Source organism: Microlunatus aurantiacus, from assembly GCF_039536605.1.
Lineage (GTDB): Bacteria > Actinomycetota > Actinomycetes > Propionibacteriales > Propionibacteriaceae > Microlunatus > Microlunatus aurantiacus.
Genome location: NZ_BAAAYX010000007.1, coordinates 1 through 16,965 on the forward strand (window position 1 = coordinate 1; position 16,965 = coordinate 16,965).

Genomic DNA, 16,965 nt, shown 5'->3' on the forward strand with positions numbered 1-16,965 from the left:
CAGTAACCGGGCCAACCCCAAACCAAGATCAACTACCCAAGCCAATCGGTGGATTGAGGCTAAGCCCTCGCGCCGCCGAAGCCCGCGCCGTCGACGAGCTGGGTGCGGTCGATGAGCTGGCTGCGGCCTACGCCGAGCTCGGCGCGGCCCGGGCGGGTCGCTGGGCGACGATCGCCCTGGGCCTCGGCTATGCAATCAATCTCGGTGCCTGGCATCTGGCAGGGGTGCTCGGCGACGGCTCGGTGACAGGGTCGGCCTCCCCTGACGGCGGCAGCGGGACGATCTACACCCTGCTCGGCGTGGTTGCGATAGCCGTGGCTGGTCTCGGCTCCCTGGCTCTGCATGGTGCGCCGTCCGGGCACGTGCGACGGACGACCGCCTCGTCCGGATGGTTGTGCTTCGTCGGCTGCGGGTCGTTGATCTGTGCCGTCACGACCCTGGCCGTCTCATATGTTCTGTCGCCGTGGACGCTCTCCAACGAACACCTGTCGACCCGCTCGCTAGTCGAAGGGTTCAGCGTACTGTGGACCGCGACGATGCTGATGACCGCTGTCCGCTGCCTCATCTTCGCGTCAGTCATGTCCAGAAACAGGCGCCCGATCCTTGACGATTAGGGATGCGACCCTCAAGTGAAGCTGAATCGGCTCCGCTCGTCTCGCCCGGAGAGCGACTCCTCGATCGGCAATAGCCGACTTGACTACGAGAACGGTCGTCGCGGGTGCGCGCCGGGGTGGGTGATCTGGTCATCCCGTTCGCCATCGCCGGCGGGCTTCGCGACCCTGCTCCTGTTCGTGCTGCACGGGGGCGAATTTTCTGCTGCTGCGGTTGCACACCGACACCGACCTGTATGCCGGTCGCGGCGGGCCGCGCTGGGCTGAGGCGCGGCGGCCACCGTGGCCATCGTGATCTTCGTGATCATGGGCTACGTGACCGAGGGGCTGGTCGCCAACTTCGGTCTGCTGACCTGGCTTTTCACAATCGCCGCCTTCGTCACCTTGGCCAGTATCTGGCTGGCGCTGGTGCTGCGCCGCGATGTGCTGCGTTCGCGATAGATCCGCCTTACCCCACCCGAACCCCACGGCACGGCGCCGGGCGCCGCCACGACCGGCGTCGTCCGCTCGGTCGCCTACGACGGCTGCGATGCGCTGATCAGCTCATCCCGACCGCGTTAGAGTCCAAGCCCGCCTCATGGGTACACCCGTCCCCGCACCCGGCACCCGAGCCGCCGCTCTCCACGTGCACGGCCCAGCCCAAGCGTTCCTACGCCTCAGCCAGAGCTGAGGCCGCTGACCCGCGCCCCGAACAGATCGCATCAGGCGTCGTGCATGGCGTCGATGTGCCGCATGATCGCACCCCCTTAACGGCCGTGCATGAGGCGGTCAGTGTCCCTCCTGGGGTCGCGGTGTCCACCGACGCCAGACTTGGTCAATAGTATCTTCACCTTGCCTGGCTGCCTGTCCAACAAGTCTGGTTCTGGGCTGCGGGGTTGGCGGTTGCTCTCTACGGCCAGGGCCTGGATCCGCGACCTCCCACTTCTACGCCGGCTCCGGGAACAGCTGTCGCCCTCCGCGAGATCGCGCTGGCCGCCAGGGGAGGTCGGTGCGGTGTGCGGCAAGTTGGCTCAGCTCAGGCGCCGTTCGGTTCGGGTGAGCTGGTAGAGGGGTAGGTCTGCAGGAAGGAGCCGACGGCTGCGCCGCTGACGGTGGCGCAGGCCTGCTGGACGCCTTGTTGGAGGGTGGTGTCAGCGGGTTGCGCGGGGTCGGCGGTCCAGTGGGCGAGGACGAGATTCTTCCCGGTGGGGAAGGCGCCGTCGGCGCTGGTCCAGGGAGCGGCGATGAATTTCTGGGTGGGGTCGTAGTCGGAGGCGGTGAACGTCTTGGCCACGGCCTGCAGTGCGTCGACGTCGCCTGGCGGGGCGTCCGGGCGGTACCAGGCCACCGTGTAGCCGTGTTCGAGGTTGTGGACCAGGGTCGCGACGGCGGGTCGGTCGTCGACGGTGTAGAAGCGTTTGCTGAACGGGGCCGGTGAGGCGTAGTGCGGCCCGGAGTCAGGTGGGGCCGGGTCGTAGGTGACGGGGGTGCCGTCGGCGACGTGGTTTTGGTTGCCGGAGGCTGGGTTGGTGGTGACCGGGTCGCAGCCGGCGTCGGACTGAGCGACGCCGAGGTCGGCGAGGTCGGCGTTGCTGGCCCGGCTGTCTTGGATCACCAGGTACACCGGGTAGGACAGCAGCGCCGTCGCCAGCACGACGCAGATCGCCACCAGGGCGGCGGCGCGGCGGCGCTGCCCGGCCCGGTTGGCGGCGTCGGCGGCGGCCTGCTGATGGCGTCGGCTGTTCGAGGCGCCGCCGCCAGATGTGCGGCGAGACGTCGGCTTGTCCGGTGGGGTCACGGGTGGTTCCTCTCTGGGCGGGCTATCGCTTTCACCAACGGATGAGCGGTCCCGCAGTCTATTCCCGGAGCGAGCGGTCGCTCTTACGGCCGAGACGGTCGATCCGCCTGTTTCGCCCGGGGTCGGGTTTGGCGGTCTCGGACCGCGCGTTGGTCGGACCGGTTCCGGCGGTGGACGGTGGTCGGTGTGGGTGAGGGAGGGAGCAGGGAGGATGGCGGCGAGGATCCGGCCGGGCCGGCTGGCGTGCCGAAATATGGCCTGTCGGATGTCGTGGGTGAGCTGTGGTAATTGATGCGTGGCTGGCTGTCGGTGTAGGTGGGTCCTAGCGGGTGCGTTCTACCATGCTCGCCAGGGCGGCGAGCGTGCGCGCCTGACCAGGGTGATCGAGGTGGCGCCAATCTGCGGGGGCCCGGCCGGCCAGGTCGATGACGGTGTCACGGAACTCGGCCAGGCGGGCTCGGGCCCTTCGACCACCGCCAGCTGGGCGGAGAGACGGAGCGTAGTCGGCGGTGCTGGAGGACGGCTGGCCCGCGAGCTGTGTCCCGAGCAGGGCTGCGCCGGCTGTGGTCAGCAGGCGCAGCCAGCTCAAGCCTGGGCTGGGAACGTCGGCGGGTGGGCCCTCGGTGGTCGGGTCGGTCGGGATCGTTGGGCTGCTCCGGCGATGAAGACTGGCCGGCGGCCAGCGACCGGCGCGCGGCTGGACTGGTCCACTGACGGGAGTGGGGCACCGTCCACGTCGGCGGGGAGCCGGTGACGGCTGCCGGATCGGTTCGAACCGGATCCTCAGCTGGCACCACGGTGCACCTGATCGGGCACGGCGACGCCCCCTGATCACCGTCACCGACGGTAACAGTGACGTCGCCTACCCCGGGCCGGTGGTGTTCGTGCCGCAGGACGGCAACTTCTTCGGGTGGTCAAGGTGCCCGACGGCCGGCCCGAACGGCTCGCCTTCGAAGGCGTCTTCGCGCCCACCGCGAAGATCGACGACCAGGGCCCACGCTCTCCTTCTCGGACCTGATCGATCCGGCGCTCTACGTCAGGTGTGGACCGGGCCGCCGAAGACCGAGGCCGGCCGACCCGAGAACGTCTACTCCCTCGACACCACCGGGCTGACGCAAGTGAAGGACGCCCAGGGATCCCTGCGGATCCTGCTGAAGCCGGGCACGAGCTTCGCGCTGCCCGACGGTAAACGCCGCATCGAAATGACCGGGGTGACCCCGTTGGGTGAAGTTGCAGCGCGGTGGCATCTGGGATTCGTCGTTCTAGAAATCATCTGTAATAGCGGCCGTCTTCGGAATCTGCCCGACTTGAGGTTCGGCGTTGGTGATGCATGCCTCGAGCCGGGATCGCTTAGGTGCGCCTTCGGGCTTCACCAGGCCGCCCGATGACCGCCACCAACGAGGTCAACCGCGGCGAGTGACCGTCGCTCAGTAGACGCTGACGTGCACGTGGTCGTAGTGGTTGGCGGACACCGACCCGCGGTCGGACATGCCGCGCCATCCCTCGCCGGACCGCCGGACGGTCCAGATCTTCTGGGCGTGGATAACCTCGCTCACGCCGAGCTCGGAGGCGTTGTCGCGCAGCCAGTCGGCCAGGCGCCGGCCGGCGGCGGAGCCGGAGATCATGGCGTCGATAGCCTGACCCGAGCCGTGGAGGTCATTGCTGGACCGCCGACCGCCGAAAGAGCTCACCTCGGGGAACGCCGCGCACATGGCGCGGTAGACCTTGACCCCGTTGGACACCAGCCCTGACTCGATGTCGGCGCTCTTGCTGCAGGAGGCGTCAGAGACGCCGGCGGCGGACTCCGTCGGCTTCTTCTTGCTCAGGTACTCGTCGGTCACCCACCGGCCCTTGTCGGACACGACCACCAGTCGGTAGCCCTCGCGGACGGTGTCGGTGATCTTGATCTTCTCGGCCTCGTCGACCACATCGACGAACTTCGCGCTCTTCGACGGCTCCGTGCGCAGCTTCAGTGCCGCGGTGGTGTAGCGCGAACCGACCACCGTGAGATCGAGCTCGGCGGCCTTCTCCTTCTCCTTCTCCTTCTTCGCGGCCTGCTGCTTGGCCCGCTGTTGCCCGGCGGCCTTCTTCTTCTCGGCGGTCTTCTCGCCGGCGGGGGTCAGCGACGGGCGGTCCTCGCTGCGGTCGCTTCGCTCGGCCTGGGTGGACCGCGTTCTCTCCACGGGTGCAGAGCCCGAGGGCGTCGCGGCCCTTGGTGAACCGGCCGACCTGGCCGGCACAGCCTCCACCGAGCCGACGCTGCTGGGCCACGCCGTGACCGCCACCGTCGTGATCAAGGCTCCGGCCGCGATCGCCGGAGCGGCGACTCGAACCACCCGGACGCCTAGCGGCGCCTGAAGTGCCCGGCGGGGGCGTGCTCGCACCATGCAATCTCCCGATATCAATCCGTTACCTAACGCTCGGCAAGGGAAGCACAGGTCACGGGCGGGACTCAAATCCAGAGACGCACGTCACACCGTGACCCGAGGTCTTGTCCGCCGCGGCCATCGCCTGGCAGTTCACTCGCAGGAACGCTGAGCGGTGGAAGAAGGTGACGGTGCGCGCGATCGGCATCGCGTTCTTCGCACTCGCCGCCTACGTCACCGTCGACGCGGTGTTGACGCTGACCGGGGCCGAAGAGGTCGACCACAGCTCGCTGGGCATCGGCATCGCCACGGCGAGCTTGCTGATCATGCTGATGCTGGCCTGGTTCGAGTTCGCACCGGTCGTGATTTGGGCTCCCGCAGCGTCTAGGCTGATGTGAAGCAGATGTTGTTGTGCATCTACTGTCCGGCACGGTGTTGGTCGGCCTGGTCCTCAACGCCCTGTTCGGCTGATGTGGGCCGACTCCATCGCCGCGCTGGTCATCGCCGTCCTGGCGATCCGCGAAGGCGTCGCGGCGAGGCGATGTCGAGTCTCCGTTCGAGGTCCTCGACAATCTTGGTGGACGCTGCACAGGAGCGGTCGTGACGGACAGTCCGTGCGGCTGGTTGAGGGTGTGGCGCGCTGCGGGACGGCCGAGAAGCGACCCAACGACACACGGGCGACGTCTTGTCGAGATGTCGTTGACTCCGGGGTCGAACTGCGCCCTGCCCTGCCCATCCGACGCGGAGGTGGCTGCTGACTTTGTCAGCCCGTTAAGGAAACCCAGCGAGCTCAGCGCCCGCTGGCGGTGTCGGCCACCTGGACGAACGTCGGACTGCTGGAGCGGGTGTTGGCCGCGCCAGTGGTCCGCTGGACCGGGACGGTTAGCAGGTGTCGTCGATCAGGGCTGAGGTCGGCGGGTGAGCAGGTAGACGAAGGCGGCGATAACGAGGAGTCCGGCGCCGCCGAGTACCCAGGGCAGCGCCTTGTCTCTCTCGAACCGTTCCGCGTCGAGGATGCCGGGCTCGGAGGGCCTGGTGGTGGGGGCTGGTGGGGGTGTGGCGGTGGTGTCGCCGACGGTGAAGCCGATGGTGGCGGTGACGGGGTGGCCGTCGTCGGAGACGATCCGGTAGGCGAGCCGGTAGCCTCCGTCGGGGACGGTGGTAGCTGGTTGCAAGGTGACGGTCTGGCTGTCCGGGGTGTAGGTCGGCTGCAGGGTGATCGGGGTGCCGCCGGTCTGGGTGAGGACGAACTGGCTGTACTCGGTCAGGATCGGCGTGGTGAACCGGAGCACGATCTGGGGAAGCTCGGCGACCGCAGCACCCTCGGCGGGGGTGGAGTAGTCGAGCACACCGCCATGCGCTGCCGCCCGGCACGGGAGCCCGATGAGCACCACGGCTGTCGCCACCACCACCGCCACCACGGTCCTGACGAGCGGGTGTCGTGGTCGGCCGGGTGTGGTCATGGCAGAAGCCCTTCGCCGAGATAGCCGTCAGGTGAGCAGCCGGGCGGCAGCGCGAAGGTGGCCGAGCCGATCGGGGTGGTCCATTCGTTCATCAGGTCGTTGTCGGCGAGCCTCTGCTGCACCGGAAGGTACTGGCGGGCGATGTCGGCTTGGAAGGTGGTGAAGATCAGCCCGGAGTCGGTGAGTCCGTCGTCGTAGTTGTAGGCGCGGCGGAGGAACCGTTCGGTGTCGTTGGTGTGGCGGGCGCGGGCGATGTGGGCGAAGGCGGGGATGACGGGCAGGCCGGTGGTGTCGGTGACGGTGAAGTCGGGCTCGTCGGTCTCCAGGCTGCCGGTCAGCGGTGCCCCGTTGTGGAGTCGGCGGCCGACCGCGATCTCTTTGCCGGCGGTGTCGAGCTCGTCCCAGGTGTCGAGCTGCATGGCGATCCGGCGGACCACCATGGTGGTGCCGCCGCTGAACCAGCCCGGACCGCCAGCCCAGACCAGCGGGGCGAAGTCGGGAGTGTCGGGGCCGGGGTTGGCGGTGCCGTCGACCTGGCCCATCAGGTTGCGGCCGGCGCCGGCGCCGTCGAGCTGGGCGGTGGTCTGGGTGAAGCCTCGCTGCACCCAGCGACCGGTCGTGAAGGTCCGCAGGGTCTTGGTGAGTTGCCGCAGCGCGTGCGCCACGACCAGGGGGTCGTCGGCGCAGACCTGCAGGATCAGGTCGCCGCCGGACCAGGCTGGCTGCAGCCGGTCGATCCGGAAAGCGGGCAGGTCGATCAGCCCCGCCGGCTGCTCGTCGGTCAGCCCGAGCTTGCTGAACAGTCCGCTACCGAAGCCGACCGTCACGGTCAGCCGCGCCGGTATCTGGGCCAGGGCGGGCTCCTGGTCGTTCAAGGCCGGGGTGGCGGCAGTCAGTCGGCGGGCGTCGTCGGTGACGAGGCGCATCATCCGTCCGGCCGCCTCGAGCGTGGCGCCGCCGCGGAGGGTGTAGGCGGCCACCACCGCGTGGGTCTGCGGCCGGGTCGCGACCCCGGCCTGGTGCTCGCCGTGGAACGGCACCAGCAGCGACTCCGTCGCGGGGGTGGGGTGCTCACTGGCGGTGGCGCGGCCGACCAGACCGCCCGCCACCGCGGTGCCAGCCACGCCGACAGCGGCCGCCCCGCCGGCGGCGAAGAGCCGCCGACGAGACAGACCACCAGAGGTGCTCAGTGTGGTGTCCGGCATCGGGGTCAGCCGTTGTCGTTCGTCGGGTCGTAGGACTCGTTGGCGTTGGCCATGTCCCGACCCACGACGGTGGCGGTGACCTTGTCGCCGTTGGAGAACTCCAGATCGGCGGTCACGGTGTCCCCGGCCTTGATGTCGCGGGCCAGCCCGATCAGCATGATGTGCAGACCGCCCGGGTCGAGCACGGCGGTGCCGTTCGCGGGGACGAGGATGCCGCCGTCCTTGGGGCGCATCTTCATCGCACCACCGTCCATCACCATCTCGTGCAGCTCGACCGTGCCGGCCGCGTCGCTGGACGCCTTGACCAGGCTGACATCGGAGCCGGTGGTGTTGGTCAACGTGCCGAAGATCGCCGACATCGCCATGTCGCCGTCCTTCGCCGTCGCTTTGACGTAGCCATCCGACAGCGCCACCGCGGCGCTGGTCGACGGGGTGCCGGATCCCGATGACGGTGTGGCCGTCGACGAGCAGCCGGCCGCGCCGAGCAGCGCGAGCACAGCGGCCAGCGCCACCAGAGCCAGACCGGGGAAGCGGCGCCACGACAGGGCCGCCGGAGAGGACACAGAGATGGAGGTATGGAACAGAGAAACGGGCATGAGAGGAAGTGACCTTTGTTCAGGTAGAGAGGCAGGGACCGAACGAGACGGCGACAACGCACGTCAAAGTGCGCCCCACCGAGAGGGTTCGGGCGCACCAGCAAACGTTCTATCCCTGAGGTGGCCCGCGTGTCGGTGCCAAGGCCACCAGCTGAATCCCGGCACGCCGGTACGCCGGTGCCGGGACCTGCCGGGCAAGCCGGCCACGGCGCCGGGACGGTCGAGGAGCCAGGACCGCGGTCGCGGCATCCACCAACCCCCACACCCACTGCTCGCCACGGGCCAACACCCACGCCATCACGATCAGGGCGGCCACATGAGCCAGCACCATCACCAGACCCGGCTCCGCCATGCTGTGCTGGCCGGCCACGCTCACACAGCTCGCACCCGCGTGGAGCCCGTGGCTCATCGGCGCGTTCGGTAGGCACAAGGCAGCCGCGGAGGATCCGAACAGCAGGTGCAGACCAGCTTGCTCCAGCCCTAACACGGTGAGCAGCAGAGGCATCCGGCACCGACGGGCCGTCACCGACACCGCGATCACCCCGGTCGCGCACCCCGCCAGCACCATCGCTGCCGTGTTCGGCGCAGCGCCACCCCCGGCGAGGTGGGCCCACGCCGCCAACAGCAGCGAGCTACCACCCAGCGCTGCGGCCCGCAACAGACGCACACCCCCCTGACCGGGGCGCCGCGCGCCAGCCGGGGCGGACATCATGGCGAGGAGTCTACGAGAAGGACGCCCAAGCGTTCCCGTCGAGGATTCACGATCCCGGTTCGCCAGGAGGCGCTGCACCTGCCGCTGCTGCTCGGGTTCTTGACCGTTTCCACCGGCTCATCGGGCGCCGCGGGGGTGCAGGCGCGGACTGGTTGCGCCTCGCGGTGGCCGCGGGCGCAACTATCTCGGCGGTCTTCGCCCCTACACCGTTCTGTGGATCGCAGTCATGGTGTCCGCCGGCGAGCTCGCCGAGCCCGGCGTTTGAGTTCGCCATGCAAGTGAGGGTCGGCCACGCCGAGGTCGGTGATCAGGCGGGCCAGCGCCTGCGCTTCCCATGCGCCGAGAGCGATGCCCTGAACGAAGGTGGCGTTGGTGTAGAGGAGCGCGTCGCCGACCAGCACCAGACTCCTGACTACCGGAGCGCCGTCCCGGATCAAGGTCCTCCTGCGATTGGCCAGACCGGCCATCACGGTGACGTCGGTGATGGGATCGCCGACGCTCAACCAGGGCGCCATGACCGGGAGCCTGCCGAGCAGGGCTTCGAAGCGGGCGGGGTCACGCAAGCGTCCCCGGAGGGGGCCCTTGGTTGGACACCGCACCGGCGAAGGCGTAGCTGTCGTTGTCGCCCCGGATGACCAAGAACATGCCGTCCGGGGGTGAGCTCTAGCGCCACGCCGACTTCGCCGGGAAAGGTCGACCCGGTCGTGAGCCGGTAGTGGCGCGAGAAGTAGTGCAGGTCGCAGGGGTAGCGCTCCTCGGTGCGCATCTTGACGCCTGCGGCGGCCAACCATCGAGGTGTCTGGGACCTCTTGCCGCCGGCGTCGATGACCAGATCTCCGGTCACATCGCCGCCGGTCACGTGAAGTCCGATGACCCGGTTGTCCTCGACGACGTAGCCGTGCGCGGAATCGTGGCGCCAGTTGATCCGATGATCTTCACGGGCCGCCTGCCGCAGCACCGACTCGAAGACCGGTCGCCGCGCCAGAAGCACGACGTCGTCGTATCCGGAGCCGAAGTCTGGACTGACCTGCCCGACGCCCCGTCGGGTCATCGACTGGACAATGGGCAGCTCGGCCTCGAGAACCCTGCTGATCCTGGCGTGGAAGAGATGTGCGTGGAAGGCTTGCGCTACCCCAGGACGCTGCCAGCCATGGCTATTGCCGTCCAGCGGATCTAGGTTGACCGGTTCTCCCGTTCGACGATGGTCACCTCGAGCTCGCGCCGAGCCAGCAGGCGAGCAGTCAGGAGCCCAATCGCGCCGCCACCACAGATCACCACGTGCGTCATCGGAGCTCCTCACATCTCGGGCTGCCTACACCAAGCAAGCGTCAAGCAGCGACGCTCAAGCGGCAAGGGGCTCGGCGCGGCCCGCAACGGGAACCGACGATCCGGAGGTGGCTTTCATTGCCCGGTGCAGGGTGGAGCGGGGCGGTGTCCTCCGAACGCACCACGGTGGGCCAGGTGTCCTACCGCCGACTTGGGTGACCGATCTGTAGAAATACACCCAACAGTGGGCGGGTCGCCTTGGTGTCCGTGGCAGGGTTCGTGGGTGGGAGTCGGTCATGGGGAGGCCGTCGACGTTGTGGTCATCGGGGGTGGCCAGGCGGCGCTCGCGGCCGGCTACTACCTGCAGCGGGCCAATCGGGACCGGCCGCCCGGACGACCGCCGCTCAAGTCTGTGCTGCTCGATCAGCGTCCCGCTCCCGGCGGCGCCTGGGGCGACGGGTGGGAGTCGTTGCGGCTGTTCTCGCCTGCTGCCTATAGCGGTCAAGTCCTGCGGGGTGGTGTACGAAGTTGATCCTTCGGTTGGGCGTGTTGTTCAGGCGGTGAGGGCTTGGAGTTCGGGTTCGGCCACCCCCTCGGAGTCGGTGGTGGTGGGGACTGCTCGGGACCTGGTGAGGACGTCGAGTCCGAGGTAGCGACGGCCCTCGATCCATTCATCGTGTTGTTCGGCCAGGACCGCTCCGACGAGCCGGATGATGCTGGCCCGGTTGGGAAAGATCCCGACCACATCGGTGCGGCGACGGATCTCGCGGTTCAGTCGTTCCTGGGGATTGTTGGACCAGATCTGGCGCCAGATCTCCTTCGGGAACGTGGTGAACGCGAGAATGTCGGCGCGGGCGCCTTCGAGATGGTCGGCGACCGCGGGAAGCTTGTGGACCAAGGCGTCGATGACACGGTCGAACTGGGCGTGGACGGCCTCGGCGTCGGGCTGGTCGTAGATCGAGTGCAGCAGTGCTTTCACCCAGCCCCAGCTGTTCTTCGGGGTGACCGACATCAGGTTCGCGGCGTAGTGGGTGCGGCACCGTTGCCAGGCCGCGCCAGGAACTGTGGCTGCGATCGCTGTGGTCAGGCCGGCGTGGGCGTCGCTGGTGACGAGTTGGACCCCGGACAGGCCTCGTGCGGTCAGGTCACGGAAGAAACCCAGCCAGCCCGCGCCGTCCTCGCTGGAGGTGACCTTGGACGCCGAGGACCTCCCGGTGGCCGTCGGCGTTGACACCGGTCGCGACCAGCACATGCACCGGCACCACCCGGCCGCCTTCGCGGACCTTGAGCACCAGCGCATCCGCGGCCACGAACGTGAACGGGCCACCCGCGTCGAGTCGGCGGGTGCGGAACTGCTCGACGTGCTCGTCGAGCTCTTGGGCCATCACCGACACCTGGGACTTCGACAAGCCAGTGATGCCGAGGGTCTGCACCAGCTTGTCCATCCGCCGGGTCGAGACCCCCAGCAGGTAGCAGGTCGCCACCACCGAGGTCAGGGCCTGCTCGGCCCGCTTGCGGCGTTCCAGCAGCCAGTCCGGATACAGCGACCCGGTCCGAAGCTTCGGCACCGCAACGTCGAGGGTGCCGATGCGGGTGTCGAGGTCACGGTGGCGGTAGCCGTTGCGGGAATTGACCCGCTCGTCGCTGCGCTCGCCGTAGCCGGCGCCGCAGACCGCATCGGCCTGCGCAGACAGGAGAGCGTTGACGAACGTGGTCAACAAGTCACGCAGCAGGTCCGGGCTGGCCTGGGACAGCTGCTCGTTCAAGAAGCGGGCAGGGTCGATACTGGGAACAGCGGTCATCGTTGGTGTCCTTCTTCGAGTTGGTTGTGAGAGATCACTCGAAGGATCCACCCGGTGGCCGCGCCTACGTTGCAGGCACGCGCTCACTCAGGTCCGTCGTACACCACTCTGCTGGACTCCACTCCTATAGCTCCCTGCCCGGTTGGCCGATGCCGCCAGGGAAGGGCATTAGCGAAACCCCCTCGGCGGACCACGTGCGCCGGTACCTCGAGGCCTATGAGCAGCGGTACCGGCTGCCCGTGCGCCGGCCGAACACGGTCACCGGCGTCGATCGTGATCCGGAGGGGGACGGGTTCCGGGTCGTCACCGACCAAGGTTCCTGGTCGGCCCGGGTGGTCATCAGCGCCACCGGGACATGGGGCCGTCCGTTCTGGCCGCGGTACCCGGGCATGGCCACCTTCCGGGGGCATCAGCTGCACACCCAGCACTACCGCCGGGCCGATGACTTCCAAGGAGCCCGTGTGCTGGTCGTGGGTGGCGGGAACTCGGCTGCCCAGATCACCGCCGACCTGGCCGGTCGCCACGACGGCACCGTCACGTGGCTGACGTTGCGGCCACCGCGCTATCTACCCGACGACGTCGACGGCCGCGCCTTGTTCGACATCGCCACCCGGGCCGTCCGCAACCCAGACCCGGCCCAGAAGGGGGTGGCCAGCCTCGGCGACATCGTGGCCGTTCCGACCGTCCGTGCCGCGCGAGACCGGGGCCTGCTCAACGCACAGCCGATGTTCGACCGGCTCACCTCGACAGGCGTGGCGTGGGACGACCCACCCCGCCGACTTGATGCCGACGTGATGATCTGGTGCACCGGGTTCCGGCCCGACATCCCTCACCTGGCTGCCCTGGGGCTGACGCGTCACCACGGTCATCCGGCCACCGACTCGAATCTTCCCACTCGCTCCGTCGACCACGGCATGGGTGTCCGACGCCGACTGTAGGGCGTTGCTCGGCGGTCGTGGGGTTGGCCATTGAGAAGTCCCGCTACCGATCGCGCCCGGCTGAGGTCAACTCTCGAGGGGGAGAGTGCTGGTGGTTCGGCGTCGGCTGGTGGCTGTTGAGCCGGGTGTGGAGGTCAGCGACGAGGTCGGCCGACACCGGCACGGCCGCCCGGCACCTGGGCTGCAGGAGCGGGCGGCGGCCAAGATCGCGGAGGTGGACGCCCGGATCGTTGGCCTCACCGCTATCCGCGCCACCTTGACCGCGGCCGTCGAGGCGGGTTGTGACTCGCCGTCTGCGCCTCCCGTGACTGCTGCCCGATCCCGTTCACCGACTTGTCGACAGAGAGCCGCCATGACCGACCGTGCTGCTGACCGCCGCCCCGTGGGGATGACCCGTTCTGACGGACACGCGATCAGGCGGCCAGGGTAGCCGTCTGGTGTAGGTGGTTCTCGTACTGGACTGGGGTCATCATGTCGATCGAGGAATGACGTCGGAGTCGGTTGAACCGCTCCTCGATCCAGCGGCCGACCCCGGCTGCTGCGTCGGCCTTGGTGGCCCAGACGTGGCGGTTGTAGAACTCGGTCTTCAGGGTGGACCAGAACGACTCGGTGGCAGCGTTGATGCTCCTATATTGCGCAACTCATCAGGCGACCGATTTCGGTGGGGTCGCTGCCGTGAGGGCGATGGCGTCGAGGGGTGGCAGGAGGTGGTAGATCTCTCGGGCGAGGTAGCGCTTCAGGCAACGGATGATCTCGCGTTTGGACAGCCCCTCGGCGGTGCGTCTGGTGACGTAGGCGATGGTCGGTTCGTGCCAGCGCATCCGAACGATGACGGCTCGGTAGAGAGCGGCGTTGGCTTGTCGGTTCCCGCCACGGTTGAGACGGTGCCGGCCGTTGGTCTTGCCAGACCCGGCCGGGATGGGACAAGCGCCGCACATCTTGGCGAACGCCGCCTCGGAGCGGATCCGGTCTCTGTTGTCACCGGCGGTCACGAGCAGCTCGGCAGCGATGTCGAGTCCGACGCCGACCGCTTGCACCAGCTGCGGAGCCACCGCCTTGGTCTGCTTCTTGAGGTGTCGGCTGTGGATCTTGATCTCCTCGTGCAGGTCAAACCAGCGTCGGGCCAACGAGCCCAGGACGTGGCGCATCGCCGCGTCGGGATTGCCCAACGAGTTGGCCGACTCCAGTTCAGCGCAGGCCGCGACGAGCTTGAAGTCGGTCAACGGCTCGAGCTCCGCGCGGAGCTCGTCGCCGGCGGTGACCAGGGTCGCCTTGAGCGTGATCATCGCGGTGGTGCGGGCTTTCACAGCTGTGTCGCGGGCGATCTTGATCAACCGCAGCGCTTCGATCTGCCCGTCAGCGGTCTTCGGCTGCGCCATCCGGGCACCGGAGAGCACCTGGCGTGCCGCGTGTTCGGCGTCGATGGTGTCGCTCTTGCCCGACATTCGACGCTCGCCCTTGCGCGGTGGCCGGTGAACCTCGTGGACCGTATAACCGTGACGTCGCAGGAACCGAGCCAGGCCGATGCCGTAGGAGCCGGTGCCCTCGACGCCGAAGGCAACGAGCCGCCCGTCTGTGCCGATACGACGCTCACAGAACGCGAGAAGCTGAGCGAAGCCAGTCAGGGTGGCGGGAATGAACAGGTCGTCGACTCGGCCGCCGAGGCCGTCGAGCAAGACCGCGACGTGCTGGTCCTTGTGGGTGTCGACACCGACGATGACATCGTCGCGTCGTAGTTGCATGCTGGGCATGGGCCGTGGGTCTCCTTCACAGATCCTTGGTCAACGCCGGCTGGTCGGTCGGGCGGACAAGACTGCGATGAGACCCTGGTCGAGTCAGGCTCCTATCAGGTCACTGCCCGCTCGGCCAGCAGGCTCGAGCATCGCTGCCGCGACGGTCGACACGTCAACGCCAAGGCACCCGCAGGGCCGGTCATAACAAGGGTCAGACCCCCGCGGCAGCGATACGAGGATGCTCGCAGTCCCAACAGACCCCGGTCCGCCCCACCGACTGCAGCAGACCGAGATCGCCACACAGGTCGGCGATCTGAGCTGAGGTGTACTGACATCCCCTGTCAGCGTGAAAGATCACCTGCGCGGGGAGCTGGCCACGGAGCACGAACGCCATGGTCAACGCCTGATCGACCAGGTCGGCGCGCAGATGATCGGTGATCGCCCAGCCGAGGACCCGGCGGGAGCAGCCGTCGCGGACCGCGCACAAGTACAGCCAGCCCTGACCGGTGCTCAAGTAGGTGATGTCGGAGGTCCAGACCTGGTTCAGCTGCCCCTGGTCGAAGCGACGCTCGACCAGGTCCGGCAGGCTCCCGGCCGCCGGGTCGACGATCGTGGTCGGCGGCACCCAGCCCCGTGGGCTGATCCCGACGATCCCGTGCCGGCGCATCAGCTTCGCCACGGTCTTGCGGGACACCTTCTCCCCGTCCTCCCGCAGATCGGCCAGGATCCGCGGAGAACCGTAGACCTCGTCGGAGGCGACATGGAACCGTTTGATCTTGTCCACCAGTGCTGCCTGGCGCTGCTGTCGAGGCGACGGGCCAGCGGCCTGGCGGGCTTGCCAGTCGTAGAAGCCTGACCTCGACACCCCGAGCAGTCGGGCCATCCGGGCGATCTCGTAGGTGGCCTTCTCCGCCTCCATCAGCCGGTAGCAACTCACCGGTTCTGGTTCTCCGTCGCGAAGAAGGCCGCGGCTCTGATTCGAAAAGGGTCCCGACCACCGCGGGTGAGCGGCGTCCAGGTCTGTGTTCGGTTCGGGTTCAGCCGGCGATTGCCTCGACACGGTAGCCGGCGGCTTCGAGCTCTTTGATCTTGCGGCGCAGTGCTTGCTGCGGGGCGTGGCGGTGGTAGTAGTCGCCGCCGAGGTCTCGGTAGGGCCGCCCGGTGGACAGCTGGTGCCAGATCGAGGTGATCATCGAGTGCTGGATCGCGACCAGCGCCTTGTTGTAGCCGCGGCGGGCGCAGAGCCGTTTGAACCGGGCGGCCAGGAACCCCGACCGCATCCGGGCAGCGGACTTCGCCGCGATCCCCAACGCTCGTTTCGCGTAGCGGTTCCCGGGCCTGACCGCGACCGGATGTCGGTGGCCCGCGGACTCGTGCGAGCCTGGCGCGACCCCGACCCAGGCTGCCAGCGCCTGCGGAGTGGGAAACACGCTCATGTCGGCTCCGATCTCGGCGAGCAGGTCCTCGGCACCGTGCTTGCCCAGGCCGGGCACGCTGACCAGCAGTTCGCGTGCCACCACCCATTCCTGAGCCTCGACCAGCTCATCGATCCGGGCGTCGATGGTGGCGATGTCGACGTCGATCTGGTCGATTCTGGTCAGCCGAAACTGGACCATGAACCGGTGATGATCATTGAACCGGCCGGTCAGCGCCTCGGTCAGCTGCTCGATCTTGGACCGCATCCGTCCCCGGGCCAGCTCGGCCAGCGTCTGCGGGTCGCGCTCGGCGTTGATCAGCGCCGTCAGCATCAACCGGGCCGACACGCCGTTGATGTCGGAGACCACCGCGGACAGCTTGATGCAGGCATCCTCCAGCCCCTTCTCCAGCCGCTGCAGCTCCCGGGTCCGCTCAGCGAACAGCCCGACCCTGGCCCGGGTCAGGTCCCGCAACTGCCGCTGCGGCTCCGGCGGCACGAACGAGGGCCGCACCAGCCCATGCGCCGCGAGATCGGCCAGCCATTCCGCGTCGCTAACATCGCTCTTGCGGCCGGGCATGCCCTTCACATCCGAGGCCTTCACCAACATCACCGGAATCGTCTCCGACAACACGTAGAAGAACGGCCGCCAGTAGTCGCTGGTCGACTCGATCACCGCCAACTCCACCCCGGCCGCGGCCAGCTCCTCGGCCAGCCGCAGGATCTGCGGCATCGACGACGACCACGTCCGCACCGTGACCGAGGTCCGTCGGGTTCCACGGCCCTGGACCCGGACACACACTTTCGCATCCCGCTTGCTCACATCGATGCCAGCACACCGCTGGCACACCACCTCCACCGCGACCACCCTCCTCGGCCAAAGACCCTTACCGGGCCGGCGACCGCCGACCCGGCCAAACGGGTGCCTCGGGGAGAGCCGCAAAGTGAACAAGGATTTGATTCGCGTGCTCGAAGCCACATTCCATAGCGCCTGCTACAGACGCCAAGCGTCCTGCCTCTTGGGATTGCCCCGTTTTGACGGACAGGTTCGATGGCTTGGTCAGGCTACCTGTGCGTACTGG

Annotated in this window: 16 protein-coding genes and 2 pseudogenes; 6 read left to right on the forward strand and 12 right to left on the reverse strand. The window is 68.2% G+C overall.

Annotated elements, in window-relative coordinates:
• Window positions 1-614: hypothetical protein (locus ABD714_RS11475; protein ID WP_344812487.1), on the forward strand; the 614-nt coding region annotated here is incomplete at its 5' end.
• 279 nt (window positions 615-893) lie between these two features.
• Window positions 894-1,052, forward strand: coding sequence for a hypothetical protein (locus tag ABD714_RS11480; RefSeq protein ID WP_344812488.1), 159 nt, complete (start codon window positions 894-896; stop codon window positions 1,050-1,052).
• 574 nt (window positions 1,053-1,626) lie between these two features.
• Here the strand turns inward: ABD714_RS11480 and ABD714_RS11485 are convergent.
• On the reverse strand, window positions 1,627-2,388 hold the full coding sequence (locus tag ABD714_RS11485) for a DUF3105 domain-containing protein (protein WP_344812489.1): 762 nt from the start codon (window positions 2,386-2,388) through the stop codon (window positions 1,627-1,629).
• 1,040 nt (window positions 2,389-3,428) lie between these two features.
• Between ABD714_RS11485 and ABD714_RS11490 the strand changes: the two genes are divergently transcribed.
• Entirely contained in the window at window positions 3,429-3,776 is a 348-nt protein-coding gene (locus tag ABD714_RS11490; RefSeq protein ID WP_344812490.1) for a hypothetical protein, read from the forward strand.
• A 39-nt stretch (window positions 3,777-3,815) separates the two neighbouring features.
• On the opposite strand, the gene ABD714_RS11495 is transcribed toward ABD714_RS11490, so the two are convergent.
• Window positions 3,816-4,571 carry an SH3 domain-containing protein gene (locus tag ABD714_RS11495; RefSeq protein ID WP_344812491.1) on the reverse strand — a complete coding sequence of 252 codons (756 nt, stop codon included), beginning with the start codon at window positions 4,569-4,571 and terminating at the stop codon, window positions 3,816-3,818.
• Window positions 4,572-4,945: 374 nt separating this feature from the next.
• Here ABD714_RS11495 and ABD714_RS11500 point away from each other — a divergent pair, with 374 nt between their 5' ends.
• Window positions 4,946-5,152 (forward strand): hypothetical protein, encoded by a 207-nt coding sequence (locus ABD714_RS11500; protein ID WP_344812492.1) that lies wholly within the window; start codon window positions 4,946-4,948, stop codon window positions 5,150-5,152.
• A gap of 501 nt (window positions 5,153-5,653) precedes the next feature.
• Here ABD714_RS11500 and ABD714_RS11505 read toward each other — a convergent pair.
• The 4 genes from ABD714_RS11505 to ABD714_RS11520 form a co-directional block, all read right to left on the reverse strand.
• Window positions 5,654-6,217, reverse strand: coding sequence for a copper resistance CopC family protein (locus ABD714_RS11505; RefSeq protein ID WP_344812493.1), 564 nt, complete (start codon window positions 6,215-6,217; stop codon window positions 5,654-5,656).
• Window positions 6,214-7,422: a Dyp-type peroxidase gene (locus tag ABD714_RS11510; RefSeq protein ID WP_344812494.1), complete on the reverse strand. Its 1,209-nt coding sequence runs from the start codon at window positions 7,420-7,422 to the stop codon at window positions 6,214-6,216. Before ABD714_RS11510 ends, ABD714_RS11505 begins: the two co-directional genes overlap by 4 nt.
• Window positions 7,423-7,427: 5 nt before the next feature.
• Entirely contained in the window at window positions 7,428-7,985 is a 558-nt protein-coding gene (locus tag ABD714_RS11515; RefSeq protein ID WP_344812495.1) for a copper chaperone PCu(A)C, read from the reverse strand.
• Window positions 7,986-8,954: 969 nt separating this feature from the next.
• A complete protein-coding gene (locus tag ABD714_RS11520; protein WP_344812496.1) occupies window positions 8,955-9,245 on the reverse strand; it encodes a hypothetical protein in 291 nt (96 codons plus the stop codon).
• A 215-nt stretch (window positions 9,246-9,460) separates the two neighbouring features.
• Between ABD714_RS11520 and ABD714_RS11525 the strand changes: the two genes are divergently transcribed.
• Window positions 9,461-9,907: a hypothetical protein gene (locus tag ABD714_RS11525; RefSeq protein ID WP_344812497.1), complete on the forward strand. Its 447-nt coding sequence runs from the start codon at window positions 9,461-9,463 to the stop codon at window positions 9,905-9,907.
• On the opposite strand, the gene ABD714_RS11530 is transcribed toward ABD714_RS11525, so the two are convergent.
• Together ABD714_RS11530 and ABD714_RS11535 are read right to left on the reverse strand one after the other, a co-directional pair.
• Window positions 9,904-10,017: an FAD-dependent oxidoreductase gene (locus tag ABD714_RS11530; protein WP_344812498.1), complete on the reverse strand. Its 114-nt coding sequence runs from the start codon at window positions 10,015-10,017 to the stop codon at window positions 9,904-9,906. The two genes, ABD714_RS11525 and ABD714_RS11530, sit on opposite strands and share 4 nt — an antisense overlap.
• 532 nt (window positions 10,018-10,549) lie before the next feature.
• Window positions 10,550-11,798 (reverse strand): annotated as a pseudogene (locus tag ABD714_RS11535) (IS256 family transposase).
• A gap of 149 nt (window positions 11,799-11,947) precedes the next feature.
• Between ABD714_RS11535 and ABD714_RS11540 the strand changes: the two are divergent.
• Window positions 11,948-12,736 carry an NAD(P)-binding domain-containing protein gene (locus ABD714_RS11540; RefSeq protein ID WP_344812500.1) on the forward strand — a complete coding sequence of 263 codons (789 nt, stop codon included), beginning with the start codon at window positions 11,948-11,950 and terminating at the stop codon, window positions 12,734-12,736.
• Window positions 12,737-13,149: 413 nt separating this feature from the next.
• Here the strand turns inward: ABD714_RS11540 and ABD714_RS11545 are convergent.
• The 4 genes and pseudogenes from ABD714_RS11545 to ABD714_RS11560 all read right to left on the reverse strand — a co-directional run.
• Window positions 13,150-13,356, reverse strand: a pseudogene (locus tag ABD714_RS11545) (integrase core domain-containing protein); the annotation flags it as partial.
• Window positions 13,357-13,380: 24 nt separating this feature from the next.
• On the reverse strand, window positions 13,381-14,487 hold the full coding sequence (locus tag ABD714_RS11550; RefSeq protein WP_344812501.1) for an IS110 family RNA-guided transposase: 1,107 nt from the start codon (window positions 14,485-14,487) through the stop codon (window positions 13,381-13,383).
• A gap of 193 nt (window positions 14,488-14,680) precedes the next feature.
• Window positions 14,681-15,529 (reverse strand): IS3 family transposase, encoded by an 849-nt coding sequence (locus tag ABD714_RS11555; protein WP_344812502.1) that lies wholly within the window; start codon window positions 15,527-15,529, stop codon window positions 14,681-14,683.
• Window positions 15,507-16,742: an IS110 family RNA-guided transposase gene (locus ABD714_RS11560; protein ID WP_344812503.1), complete on the reverse strand. Its 1,236-nt coding sequence runs from the start codon at window positions 16,740-16,742 to the stop codon at window positions 15,507-15,509. Before ABD714_RS11560 ends, ABD714_RS11555 begins: the two co-directional genes overlap by 23 nt.
• Between the last annotated feature and the right edge of the window lie 223 nt (window positions 16,743-16,965).